The 12,770-nt window shown below is 50.9% G+C and carries 14 protein-coding genes; 1 reads left to right on the top strand and 13 read right to left on the bottom strand.

All coding sequences use genetic code 11. The features are described 5' to 3' along the window. Positions 1–79: 79 nt before the first annotated feature. The 12 genes from N836_RS57565 to N836_RS57510 are packed head-to-tail and all read right to left on the bottom strand — an operon-like array spanning position 80 to position 10,095. Positions 80–1,594, bottom strand: a complete 1,515-nt coding sequence (locus tag N836_RS57565) for a GH3 family domain-containing protein (RefSeq protein ID WP_023073929.1) — start codon at positions 1,592–1,594, stop codon at positions 80–82. After that, a complete protein-coding gene (locus tag N836_RS57560) occupies positions 1,582–2,232 on the bottom strand; it encodes a maltose O-acetyltransferase (protein WP_023073928.1) in 651 nt (216 codons plus the stop codon). Before N836_RS57560 ends, N836_RS57565 begins: the two co-directional genes overlap by 13 nt. Next, on the bottom strand, positions 2,216–2,443 hold the full coding sequence (locus N836_RS57555) for a hypothetical protein (protein WP_023073927.1): 228 nt from the start codon (positions 2,441–2,443) through the stop codon (positions 2,216–2,218). The genes N836_RS57560 and N836_RS57555 overlap by 17 nt, the downstream gene beginning before the upstream one ends. A gap of 30 nt (positions 2,444–2,473) precedes the next feature. Then, positions 2,474–3,223 carry a sterol desaturase family protein gene (locus N836_RS57550; protein ID WP_023073926.1) on the bottom strand — a complete coding sequence of 250 codons (750 nt, stop codon included), beginning with the start codon at positions 3,221–3,223 and terminating at the stop codon, positions 2,474–2,476. Between the two features lie 2 nt (positions 3,224–3,225). After that, positions 3,226–4,266, bottom strand: a complete 1,041-nt coding sequence (locus tag N836_RS57545; protein ID WP_023073925.1) for an aromatic ring-hydroxylating dioxygenase subunit alpha — start codon at positions 4,264–4,266, stop codon at positions 3,226–3,228. Beyond that, positions 4,232–4,540 (bottom strand): 2Fe-2S iron-sulfur cluster-binding protein, encoded by a 309-nt coding sequence (locus N836_RS57540; protein ID WP_023073924.1) that lies wholly within the window; start codon positions 4,538–4,540, stop codon positions 4,232–4,234. The genes N836_RS57545 and N836_RS57540 overlap by 35 nt, the downstream gene beginning before the upstream one ends. A gap of 5 nt (positions 4,541–4,545) precedes the next feature. After that, the gene (locus tag N836_RS57535; RefSeq protein WP_023073923.1) at positions 4,546–5,694 is read right to left on the bottom strand and encodes an aromatic ring-hydroxylating oxygenase subunit alpha; all 1,149 of its coding nucleotides are present in this window, start codon (positions 5,692–5,694) and stop codon (positions 4,546–4,548) included. Positions 5,695–5,701: 7 nt separating this feature from the next. Then, a complete protein-coding gene (locus tag N836_RS57530) occupies positions 5,702–6,154 on the bottom strand; it encodes a hypothetical protein (RefSeq protein WP_023073922.1) in 453 nt (150 codons plus the stop codon). Position 6,155: 1 nt separating this feature from the next. Next, entirely contained in the window at positions 6,156–7,385 is a 1,230-nt protein-coding gene (locus N836_RS57525) for a hypothetical protein (RefSeq protein WP_023073921.1), read from the bottom strand. After that, entirely contained in the window at positions 7,378–8,307 is a 930-nt protein-coding gene (locus N836_RS57520; RefSeq protein WP_023073920.1) for a hypothetical protein, read from the bottom strand. The genes N836_RS57525 and N836_RS57520 overlap by 8 nt, the downstream gene beginning before the upstream one ends. Continuing rightward, the gene (locus tag N836_RS57515; RefSeq protein WP_023073919.1) at positions 8,304–9,365 is read right to left on the bottom strand and encodes an aromatic ring-hydroxylating dioxygenase subunit alpha; all 1,062 of its coding nucleotides are present in this window, start codon (positions 9,363–9,365) and stop codon (positions 8,304–8,306) included. The genes N836_RS57520 and N836_RS57515 overlap by 4 nt, the downstream gene beginning before the upstream one ends. 13 nt (positions 9,366–9,378) lie before the next feature. Continuing rightward, a complete protein-coding gene (locus tag N836_RS57510) occupies positions 9,379–10,095 on the bottom strand; it encodes a hypothetical protein (RefSeq protein WP_031293223.1) in 717 nt (238 codons plus the stop codon). 663 nt (positions 10,096–10,758) lie between these two features. Here N836_RS57510 and N836_RS0138540 point away from each other — a divergent pair. Beyond that, the gene (locus N836_RS0138540) at positions 10,759–11,109 is read left to right on the top strand and encodes a hypothetical protein (RefSeq protein ID WP_235071122.1); all 351 of its coding nucleotides are present in this window, start codon (positions 10,759–10,761) and stop codon (positions 11,107–11,109) included. A gap of 17 nt (positions 11,110–11,126) precedes the next feature. Here N836_RS0138540 and murJ read toward each other — a convergent pair whose 3' ends face one another. Next, a complete protein-coding gene (gene murJ, locus N836_RS57505) occupies positions 11,127–12,731 on the bottom strand; it encodes a murein biosynthesis integral membrane protein MurJ (protein ID WP_023073916.1) in 1,605 nt (534 codons plus the stop codon). Positions 12,732–12,770: the final 39 nt, after the last annotated feature.

Raw genomic sequence — 12,770 nt, 5'->3', positions numbered from 1 at the left:
CTTGCTCGTGTTCAGCAAAGTTTCGGACACGTTTAGATTTGTATTATGCTACCGCTGCTTTTTGATAGCGTAAACTGCTCTAGCTCAAGGCACTGCGGCAGATGTTACTAAAAAGGGTATCGGTGGTGATATCAATTGGGGTGGTTAATAGGTAAGGGTATTTGACATCGCCCAGGCGTTTGCCCTGGTGGTAGTGATACTGCATCAGTCGTTGGGGCATATCGGGAGCGTCATAAACCTGGGCTGGCTGCAGTTGCCCCAAAAGACGTGCCTGGCGGTAGTGAAAGCTATTGCATAGTAATTGCTCTAAGGCTGTAGCGAGTTGAGGTGGGCCAGCCTGGTCAAGCAATAAGCTGTACTGAGGCTGGGGGTATAGGCTGGGAACAAGGCATTTGAATGTGTGGCTGGGAAGGTTTAGCTGATGGAATATCTGTCTGACAAAGTCTAGGGTGAGTTTTTCGCCGACCATATCGCTGGTGCTATGGCTGCGACCTAAAAATTGTAGGCAAGGGGTGGCCTGGTAGTAATGGGTAGGTCGGATGCGATCGCCCATCCGATACCGATATAACCCACCCTTTTGGGAAATAATCACACTGTAGATTTTGCCAAGCTCCAGCTCATGGAGCTGATAAATTTGACCAGCATCATCCTCAAATTCAAAAAACACCTCCGTTATCAAAGGCACACAGCCCTTTGCGGCGATGAGCGGTACTGTCATCGGTGCTTCTGTTGCTAGCAAGCCTTTACCCTGGATGAGCGTCTGAGGAAACTGGGATTTCAGGCTGCTGACCTGGTCAGCTGCGATCGCACTGTCCCAACAAGAAATCAGCTTAAGCTGAGGCCATAAAGCCTCCCAGTCAATTTTGTCAGCACTGAGGAAGCGCGATCGCTCCGGTGACAGCTGACCCTTGAGTTGTGACTGCAACGTTTGCCGATGGGTTTGAATGTAGTCCAACTGCACCCTGAGAAAGCTAGGACTCCAAATAGAAATGGTCTCCAGGTTTTCTGCTCGCAGCAGGGCTGTACATAAATTGGCTTGGAATACTTCTGGCCGTTGCGGTCTGTGGGCATTAGCTGGCCCTACTAGAAACCGGCTAAGCAACCACCGTAACCATGGGTCCAGATATTCAGAATCGTCCTGCAGGCCTGTATGGCTTTCTCCCGGTGCCAGTAGCTTAGGCGAAATACACATATATAGTTTGCCGGTCTTAAACTGAGGTCCATGGGTAATTAGATCATGGGCCCAGAGGCAAAATAAGGTGTTAAACGACTTTCGTAATGAACGTGTGTAGGGGATGCGCTTGGCAGGACCGCTGCTGCCGGATGTTTGTTCATAAAACAGAATAGGCTCTGGGGTGAGGGATTTTTGAGCGGCGATCCAGGACTGTAGCTCCTCATAGGTAACGATCGGTAGCTTGTGCCAATCTTCAACAGAGGTAATGCCCAAGGATTGTCCATAGTCGCACTGGGTCAACCGTCGCACCAGTGATCGTTGTAAGGTTTGCTGGGCCACCTGGGGCTGGGATAATGCTTGGCGAAAGCGTCGAGCGGTGGGTGCTAACAGGGCGTTAAAGCCTTGAATTAACCACCCCATGGCTGCTCTCCTTGGTTAACTTCCTGGGGTGCCCCAATGGCCTCATTGGGATAAATCTCGCTACCTGCGGTCAAAAAGCTACCAGCTGCTACAGTCGCACCAGGGCCAATGTATGAGCCAGCGCCAATAAAGCTACCCTCGCCAATGGTGATGGGTTTCAAATACAGCATCAGGTTGTGCCGACGCGGTTTAATCACGTGGCTATACAGACCCACCTGATGTCCAAAGACGACACCATCGCCAATGGTCAATAGACCTCGGTCGGCAATTTCTAACGCGGGTGTCCAGTACACTTGTTTGCCAACTTGGGCTCCCCACAGCCGTAGCCACACCGAGAATAAACCGGGAACTAATCTTAAGCAGGTTTCTAAGGCTGGAAAAGCGATATAGATCAGTTGAAACTGATGGCTGCCCCACCAGGGAGAATAGTTGCTGCCCTGGAGATAGCTAACGCCACTGTTGAGGGGATAAATTTGGCTGTGCAGGCGATAGGAAAGAACGGGCAATCCATAGAGAAAAAATAAACCGAGTATCAGGCTCCCCAGGCTGTGTTCCCAGATGCCATGGGCCATGGCAAGCGCTGCTAACCCGAGGGTGAGAATTGGAAAAAAAGATAAAAATTTACTGAGCAGAGTCATTGCTAGCGTTGCGACCGGGGCCTATCCAGATGGCAGCACCCGTAACTAAAGGAATCAGAGCAAAGATGCCGCCAAATAACAGCGGATAGGTTTTCGCTGCAGGAACGGTCAAAACGATGGCAAATACCAGACCGCAGTAGAGTAATGCAGCAAATGGAATAGCGCAGATAATCAAAATCATCAGGCGCTCGTTGAATTCTATGGATGACATGGGTTAGAACCACCATAAATTAGCAGGATTTCAGTCTAGCGAATGGGGCTGCAGCAATACTGGGCGGGGATAGATAAGTTTGCGCCATAGGGGTAAACGACTGGTTTCACCCAAGGTTGTTGGCCACTGACTAGATTCATACCTGGTGCCATGGAGATGATCCCAGAGCTTAAAGTTTGCGCCATAGTTGCAGGCATTGGTGGCGCTGTGGTGATGCCAGCTGTGATCTTGAGGCAAAATTAGCCATCGTGATAGACAGCCATGGAGCCAACTGCCGGGCTGTGGGCCAAACTGACTGTGTCGCCATAGATCGAGGGCTGCGGTCAAGCTGACTCCTAAAAGGTAGGCTGTGGGGCTATCCAATAGATAAATAAACAGTCCGTGAACCCATAAATACACAATTAAAAAGCTACTCCATAGGGTGTTACGGGATGTGCCCAATACATCCAACGTGGTGACCGTGTGATGAATCTGATGGGCAAACCATCCCCAGGGGCTGTGGAGAAAGCGATGATTCCAGTAGTAGAGGTAGTCAACCGCTATAAAACTGACAGCAAAGGCAAACAGCGGGTGCCAGGACAGACTCTGGTGCCAAAGGGGAAATAGTTGCTGATACAACCTCTGCAGCAGGCTGAGCTGCAGTAAGGGGATAAGCAGTCCCTGCATCCATAGACCAGCGCTGTCTAGAATCCAGTCACTCAGGGGTTTTTGTCTTAGCGCTGACCAACTATGCCAGGCGGTGAGGCTGACTAAGAGAACAAAGGTACCAAAAATGACCATGGCTATACCCAAAAGTTGATGTCAGCGGACTGGTCAGGCAGGGTGCGGGGGTCTTTGCCTGCCGCGATCGCATCGCGGATCGATTCCACAAATACATGGATGGTGTCGGCGGGCGTATGGTGAAACTGGGTGCCGTACTTTGCGATCGCATCCCCCTGCACCTTCAATGCCACAATGTCTTGATTAATAATTCTCTGCGCTGTCCACCACACCAACGGTTTTGTCAGCTGATTCCAAACGCCGTAGTTAAAGGTGACATCGGTATACACCAGAGTGGAATTCTCCGTTTCTGGAATTGACTGGCTGGTAATCAAACAGCGACGGTGCGGCCCCATGGTGTACGCCACACTAGTCACGTTGGGCATATAAAAAGAGTCCCGGTGATAAATTTTGTGCCCCTGGGGATTTAGAAACCAGCGAGCCCAGCCCAGGTTATTGGTTTCATTACCATAGGTGGCCGTGACTGTGCCCTGATGTCGTTTGACTGTCATGGTTAGCGGCTGCTGCCGCGCCGTCCGAAAGATGCCAGGATGTACCGAGACCGTGTGAGGAATATCGATAAAGTTCTCAGCACAGTTAGTGACAGTATTGGCAAAACGATTAACCACCCGCACTGTTTCCCAGCCAGGTTCTTTATAGTGAGGCATTGCAAAGGGCTGAGTGTTTAAGGCCCCCCGCAGTCGCACATAGATATAGCCATCCTGTTCGCAGGTGTCATAGGCTTTTGCACAGCGAGTGGGTGTGGGAGTAAATTGCTCTCCTTCTGCGGGAACATCCGTTACCTGTCCTCTCTGGTCGTACTGCCAGCCGTGGTAGGGACATTGCAGTTGCCCCTGATGGACCTTGCCTCCAGACAGTCGGGTGTTGCGATGGAGGCAGCGATCTCTTAAAGCTACCGGCTGACCGTCAGCACCGCGAAAAATCACCAGCCATTCATCTAGGACAGTGCGTTGCAAAACGGTGGTTGACTGTAGCTGTTTGCTGAGGGCAACAACATACCAAAAGTCTTCAAACTGAATTGGAATTGTGATCGGGGCTTCCATAGGGACAGATTTTCAGGTCGTGGGTGAGATCAAGCTGACAGGCCAGACGCGCATTGGGACAGTCCGGAGCCAGCACGTCTAAGAGTTCTTGTTCATCAGCATCAGGTGGAGGGGCTTCGCCTGTGACGGTGACTAAGCAGGTGCCGCAGATGCCAGTGCGGCAGCCGAAGAGGATAGGGGAGTTTTGGACGGTGAGTTCGTCGGCGAGTGGGGTGTGTGTGGTGAGAATCACGGGGGCGTGATCGGTGTTAGGGAAAGAGATTTTGCAAGACATGGCCCTCATCCCCTTCGACTACGCTCAGGTGGCGACCCGGCCCCTTCCCCCCGGGGAGAAGGAGAGAAAGAACTTACTTTTTTTTGCCCAGGTAATTTAGGGGGAACTGTCAAAGCCCCTCTCCCCAGGGAGACGGATTTAGGGAGAGGGGCCTGCGACCACCTGGACGGCTCCAAGCCATTCACATATCTCACATAGTGAGCAATCGGTGCATCGACCGGCAACAAGCGCTCAGTACTAAATCGAATATTGTCGTAAATCATGCCATCTTCACCACGCAGAGCATAGTAGCTCAGCCGTGTTAGCCACAGCAGCAGATGTGTAATCACCCACCCGAGTAATCCTGGACGTTTCTTCGTCACATAAATCGGCTGAATAAAGGTTTCTCTTGAACCTGTCTCTTCTGAACCTATCGGTCGATAGGCATAGATCATGTATAACTGCGGTATCCAGCGCACCTCTTTCATCATGGTGAGCAGCCCCAAACAGCCGTGGGCATAGCGCATGGAGTAGGCATAGCGCGGCCCTAAGATAGCCCGCCCTAAACGCTCTCGCCAGTTGGTGTTGAGGAACTCTCCGCTGAGGGTAAAGTCAATTTGTTCTCCCTCTTGCTGGAGCGACAGTTCTAGATCCACCGACAGATGGTGTACCGTTTGTAGGTGCTGCACATCAATGCCGTTGATCATGCAAATGTGATGGTGGCACTTGCGAGTGAGGGGCTGGTCGGCTACGACCGCTAGCTCCTGCCCCTTGAGTTCATCAAACTCTGCTACGATTGTAGGCGCAGCTCTATCTGGATAGATCCAAACAAAGCCGTATTTTTCTTCTGTGGCATAGGACGGGAGCGTGGCTCCAGGGGGAATGTGGTCCTGGCAGGGAATATCCTGGCATTGGCCTTCACCATCAAAGGCCCAGTGGTGGAAGAAGCAACGTACCTGGTTGCCGTGGACGCTACCAATGCCTAGATCGGTGCCCATATGGGGGCAATAGGCATCCAGGGCGCGAATTTTGCCATCTTCTCCGCGAAAGACAGCAACACGCTGACCACATAGGGTAAAGGATTGGACGCTGCCGCTGGGTAACGCCCGACTGGGACAGACGATGTACCAGCCCTTGGCAACAATCTCCGGGTTGTTAAAAATGGTGTGTGACATAGCAACGCTAAGACGATGACATATCCGATATTTGTTGACGGGCACTGTTTGCAGAGAGGATAAACCCTGCAATGAATAAAGTGATGGTGATCGGCCCGGCGATAAGCGGTGGGCGACCGGGGGTGTTGTGCATGATCGTGAGCCCAGCGTAATTTACGATCAAAATGGCGGGGATACCAATGGCGGGGATGGCCATACGAGCCCAAGTTTCCCGTCGCCTAAAGAGGATCCATAGGAGTACTGCCAGACACGCTGCCGTGGCCAAATATCCACCTCCGGCCACCTTCATTAAGGATAGAAACTGGGTTTGCAGCCCTAGGCCGAGGTCTGACCAATTGGTGCCAATGGTTGTCTGTTGATAGGGCAGAAGCTGGGGCGTGAATAGGTAGATTAGTGCCAACAGGGCCACGATCACAATCGCAGCCAGGTTGCAGCTCAGGGCCAGTTTGAATTTAGTCATCTCAGAGGGCTTCCTTGACTCTCAGAAAACGGGCCAATGCCCGCCGCTGGGTTGCTAAATAGGTCTCCACCGATGTGGCCGCCATCATTGACATCTGTCGATTGCTGGGCCAAATGTCAGCGAGAGGTTCGAGATAGGCCTGGTATGCGGCTGTTGCCTCACGGTGGGTTTGATAACACCTGTATACTCCCTCTGATTCCTGAGTAAAGCAGACGCGTATCATTTCTTTAGCATCGGCGTCATCCATGTCAAAGAGGTGCGATCGCAACAACTGATACACCTTGGGATACAGTGCCGGATCATGCCAAAAAATGCCATTCACGGCGACTGAAAATTGACGATGATCCTGCTGACAGCCCCGAATTCCTAGATTCGCCACGAGGGCTTCAAACCCCGTGGGTTTGGGTAAACACTGAATCACCTCATGGGAGAGCAGGGTGGAACTATTAAAGTGAAAACTCTCATCCATAAAGTGATAGAACGAGATTTTTGATGGAATGGGAGCATTCTCCTGATCGCTATGAGTTTGGTAATAGCGACTGAGCTGGTGCTGCACCAGCTTGCCATTTAGGGTGCGGAGTCCGCGAACTGTAAAGTACTGACAAGCAAGAAAACTGTTGCAGGCCGAAATTAGTCCAAATGCTTGCAGTTGCAGCTGCTTCCACCATCGTTTTAACTGATTAGTGTCGGCAAAAATCATCGTTTCCGTAAACGGTCCCCGCATGGGATAGCTAAACAGCCGCTTACCCAGTAAGGCCTGTTCCGTTTGTTCTGCCACAGCACGAAACGCACTGATGTGGGCCCGTTCCTGAGAAGACTCTAGATCCAGCATGTCGCAGATGCTACGAAACCCATCGTGGGCATACAGAGCCGCCGCACTCGTCTGGTTAAAAAAGATAGTGGCAATTTCAGCAGAGATAATTTGCGAGTAATAAGCCACCCAATAAAGCTGGTTCAAAACCATTTTCTGAGAGTCACTCGCCTGGTCCCACAGCGGCGTACCATATAGTAGCGAGAACGCTTCCGGATTCCAATAGCTATCCCTACATTCGTCATAGCTAAACGCCTGCCCCGCTTCATCCAGCAGCTGAGTATGGTCCTGTTTTTGATTGCGCCGATAGTTAATTTCTAATCGACGCTGTAGGGGCTCATTAAGGGCCGTGGCTGCAGGCGCTGTCTGTTTCGCTGGACCTACCTTGCTCAGCAATTGAGAATGACAATTTTTATCCATAACAGGCTGCTTCCTCTGCACTCAGAGGTGCAAATAAACCTTTCTCTTCTAGCTGGATCACAATGGTATTGCCAGTGCTAGCCATTAGTGATTTGAGTAGCTGCAACCGTTGATGACTGTGGCTAACGGTATCTAACTGTTGCAGAATTTGGATGTGCTGGGGGCGGGAGAGGTGGCCCTTTACGGTTGCGATCGCACCCACCACCCGCTGTGGCCCCACCCTGACCATTTGTAAAAATGCCGCCAGGCACTCCACAATCACATCCTTGCTACTGGGCGATATCTCAATCTGGTTAAACAAGGTCACTCCAGCCCCATGGTGTCGTGATTCCGCCTGCAAAAAACTCTGGAATACATCTCTGAGGGAACCATCGGTACATCCCTTTGCCAGGCTGCGGTAATGGGTCAGTCCCCATCCCTCTAACACCACTTGCAAAACAAACAGGAGAACACTTTTATCGGCACTCTCGACGATGTCAGACAGCAATTTAAAGAATGGATCGTCTAGTTCAGAGGGCCACATGTCTGATGAAACATAGGGTTGCAACTGCGCCAGGTGAGTTGTTTCATCTGCTGCGAATAGGCTGTAGAGCATCCGCTCCTGGGTGCTTTCGGCCATCAGCACCATCTTAGCCATATAGCCCACACCCGCCTGCTCAATGGCTACAGACTCTTGCAATAAGGCCTGATTGAGCTGCTGTAAAATCTGTTGCTGTTCCAGGTTGGTCGCTTCTTGAAAGATAGATACACGCTCCAAATCAAAATACCCTGCTTGCCAGTAGAGGGGAGGTTGATTTGGTTCAGACGACTCATTAATACCTCTTGCTCTCAGAGCAGAGGCCAACACACGGTTGAGTTTGTCATCGGATTCGAGGGCTGGCAGGTCAAAGCCAGCCACGTTAGGGTTGTTAGTTACTATCATGTCACGCTACTCCAATCTCCCCAGTTCAATGCCTTTTGGCGATTCACATGGTGGGCAAACTGTATGATGGACTGGTCCGCTTCGAGCGGTGTTTTAAAGTCAAACCGAATTCCCTGAAATACTTGAATATCACCCGTGGCAAAGTAAGCCGCTACCTGTTGAGTAATCCATAGGACAACTGGGTTAATTAGCCTCCCAGCCAACCGTTTTGGTGTGATTAAGATGGTCCAGCCTTCGGTTTTGCCCCTTGCTATGGGCCGCAGTGCAAACATAATGTGAAAGTGAAAAAAGTCTGGTCCAACGGTGACCGTGCCGGTGCTGCCATACCAGTAACACATCTTGTAGGTCACTTCATTTTTGTACAGAGGACGGATCAGTTTGACAAACTTTGATGCCTCACCCCCACGGGTTGTATTGTCTAGACAAAGGGCATTGTCATTAATTGCCCTGGCCTTAAACCTGACCTCCAGGGGTAGATTGTGAACAGAATTAAAGTGGTGGGCATCAATGGCATTGATCATCAACACATTGGGATGACAGTTGCGCTCAAAGCGATAGCTCAAAGCCGCATCGCAGGAGACACCTTCTAACTCAGGGATGTACGGGGGTGGATGCGTCGGGGTGTCACCAGTCCAAATCCAAATCATGCCGTAGTGTTCAGCCGTCGGCCAGACATGAAGTTGAGTATTGGCGATGACGTTATGGTGTTGGCCAAGGGCGGGAATCTCAACACAGTGCCCCCTATGGTCAAACCGCCAGTAGTGTAGGGGACAGCGAATGGTTGTGCCCTCGATCTTACCCTGGTCTAAGGCAGCTCCCATGTGAGGACAGTATCGATCTAAGGCGATCACGTCCCGAGCGCGTGTGCGATAAAGAACAAGTTCTTTGCCCATTAAAGAGATAGACTGACTCTGTCCAGGCTTTAGATCGCGGCAGGGCATAGCCCAATACCACCCCTGAATAAATCGATCGGAACGATTAAAAACGGGTTGTTGTTGACGTTTTAGTTCAGAATCAACAGAGGAGTATTGACTCTGGGAGATCGATTGACGCTTCATTGAATTACCCTAATTACGCCACCAGGACTTGATTACGGCTAAACCACATCCGTTGCCCAGCGGCTGTCAAGTTCTCAGCACAGATTTCTGTTAGACATACCAGCTCATCGCCTTGGCTGTGGTCTGGATTGGTCCGCTCAAAATATTGAATATGGGGATCGAGGCGGCGCTCTGGCGGTATTGTGCCCAAAATAGGAGATAGCCGTTGGGGTTGGGCAAACCGGACGATGCCTGTCTGACGGTCATAGGCTTGACCAAATTGTTGTTGAGCCAGATCATCCATCAGTTGTTGCATGGGTTCTGGTGTCGGCTGATCATATCGAGGATAGAAGGTCTGCCAAAATGTTGGCAGCAGGCGGTAAGTGCGAAAGCCTGAGGAAATCAGTAACCAAAAGAGACGTTGATTAGGGGGACGCAGCTGATTAATCGCCTGAATCCAGGCTCGCGGTAAGGTAGCACTGCTCCAAGCACTTGGATCGACAATCGTGTCGCCAGAGTAAACAACACTAAGAACCTCACCCTCGATGGTGAAATCATAAAGCCTTAGGGTAGAAAACCCTTTAAGCTGCCCGCTTTTGTGTTTTAGCAATAAAATCCAGTTTTTCTGGGCCAGGTCGGTAGCAAATGTGGTCGGGGTGACACCGCTAAAATGGTGCTTTAACAGACGATACATGGCGTCACGATCGTCAGCATTTAATTCACAAGTAGAAACCAGTTGGGAATGCATCATAGTTTGGAACTGTGTTGATTGCCTACTCCCATTGGTTATGGGAAAGAGAATTTGTTAAACCAATGGGACTCGCAAAATTCTGTCTAAGGAATCAGAATTTATTAATGTCCAGTTTTTTGGCCCACTCCGCGAGCAGCCGCTCAGGTGTCTACATCCTAAATCCTTCTCAGAGGAGAAGGACTTTGATCTGACTCCCCTTCTCCCCGCGGGAGAAGGGGGTGGGGGATGAGGGCTATCCGAACATCAGCAAAATCGACACTGTTTGCTCCCCATTCCTAATCAAAATTTTGCGCTATCTGATTGAATTTAGCCCGATCGCTTTGAGAATATGCAATGAGGCTAATGAATTAGTGACGTAGAATGCGTATCCCCACGAACCGAGGAGTAGTCAGGCGAAGTTTCAATGTTAGACAAACTTTATGCACTTATAACGGTGTCACTCAATCCGCAAAAATCCCCAGAGGATTAGCCTAAAACGACCTTTTCATAAAGGTTCCATAAATTCACCTACAGATACTTAGTGCTTTTTCGATCAAATCGCTAGTTTGGTAAGGCTGCTGTCCTTCCAAAGCTGATATGTACTCATTACAGTCTGTTCAGGCTCGTCAAAAGTCCAACAAAGCGATGGGCAAAATGATTCTGGTGGCGGTGTTCGGCACAATCATGACAGCAAGCACGTGGGTGATTTTGTTTACAACCGAGGTGATTACCCTGGGTGGAGTGCCCTATTCAGTGCTGATGAAAGTGTGGCAAGACCCGACGGCGCGTTCAGCCCTTTTGGGTGGAGATGAAACTGAGCTGCACGATCTGATGGGTGGCCTTGGCATTGAATACGATATCAAGGAATACTACCGTGACCGCATTGAAGATCCGGTCAAGCTGGATCAGCATATTCACCAAATTCTTTTTGACCGCACAGGTTATGTGGGCGAGGCCTACACCGTTAGGGGCCGTACCCTGGTGCTAAAAGATCCTGGCAAAATTGAAGAGCTGCGGAACTGTCCGAATTGTTAGTCTGAGCCTGACTATTTTCATCGTCTGAATAACTTTGCTCTTATCCGATTGATCAGCATTTTGGCTTCAGGGATACCTAAGGCCAGGGTCACGGCTGCAAATATGCCCAGACTGATTGCGCCAGATACGCATAGGACCGTCAGATTAATTAAAAATCCTTCGGTCCCCAGCCAGTTTTCTAGCCCTAGACGGCTGGCCCAGGCGGCTAGGCCTGACAGACCGCTGCTGAGTATTAACAAAATGAGTGGTCTGGCCCAGTCGAGCCAGGGTAGGCCATTGATTTTGTGTGATAACAGGATGAGTAGTGCCACCATGGACACCAGATTGACTCCTACGGTGGCAAGTACTAAGCCGGGGGCACCGTAACGGCTGATTAGAATAAAATCCAGTAGGGCGTTGAGGCCAATATTTAACACACTGATGCGAAAGGGGGTATCGCCATCGCCCAGGGCATAGAACACCCGCACTAAAACATCTCGCCCCAGATAGACAAACATGCCAACGCCATAGGCAATTAATACGGAGGTCACCAATTGAGATGCATCTCTGTCAAAGGCTCCGCGCTCATAAACCACCCGCACCATGGGTAGAGCTAAGGTGACGAATATGGCGCTGAGGGGCAGCATAGTTAAGGCTGTGAGCAATAATCCCTGGCGGATGCGCTGTTTTAGCTCGTCCCAGTGGATGGGGTCGGCTAACCGGGCAAAGATGGGTAAAAAGGGGACCAAAATGACATTAGAGATAATGCCCAGGGGGGTTTGCACCAATAGATTGGCATAGTCTAGAGCTGCGATGGTGCCAGGTAGGGCGGCGGCAAAAAATAGATCTACCTGGACATTGATCTGCATCATGCCCGATGAAAATGTGGCTGGGCCGAGGACGTTGAGGACGTCTTGGACAGCTGGATCTTTAGTGTTAAACCTGAGCCGCAGTCGGCCGAGACCTTGTTTCCAGAGAACTGGGACTTGGACCAACCACTGTAGAATCGCGCCGACCAGGGTGCCGATCGCTAAGGCGGCCCCACCGATGAGGGCATAACGGGGGTCGGCTATTTTGTCGCCCAGGGTGAAAAAGACGATGCCCAGGGAGACAATAACGGCGCTGCTGGAAAATAGGGGGCTAATGGAAGGTAGCCAGTAGTGGTCAGCTGCATTCAGGGTGCCAAAGCCAATGCCGATGAGGCCAGCGAACATGGCCATTGGGGCCATAATCCGTAGCTGCAAAATGGCAATATCGCGGGTGATGGCTCCGGCGGCGACATTTTCGTTCAGACGCTGGCCGAGGAGGCCAATAATGGCGGGGGCAAAGATGACGATGGCCAAGGTGCCAACCAGTAGACCCAGACCCACCAGGGTAGTAATGGTTTCTACTAGGGGTGCGATCGCATCTTTTTTTCGATTGGCCACACCGCGCACAATGGCGCTGTGAAAGGGACCATTGATGCCCCCCAACAGGACCAACAAAAAGCCAGGAATGGCATAGGCCAAACCATAGGCATCAGCGACCGGCCCGACGGCAAAGGTCGCCGCAATGGCTTGAGTCCGCACCAGACCAAAGACTTTACTAATTAGGGTTGCGATCGCAACAATACCGGCAATGCCAGCTAAAGAACGTTTGCTCACTGAGTCCTCAATACTGAATACTCAACTATGGCGTGTTGT

Source organism: Leptolyngbya sp. Heron Island J (assembly GCF_000482245.1).
GTDB lineage: Bacteria > Cyanobacteriota > Cyanobacteriia > Phormidesmidales > Phormidesmidaceae > Leptothoe.
The sequence above is the reverse complement of the archived record's forward strand: the minus strand, read 5'-3'. Positions and strand labels throughout refer to the sequence as shown.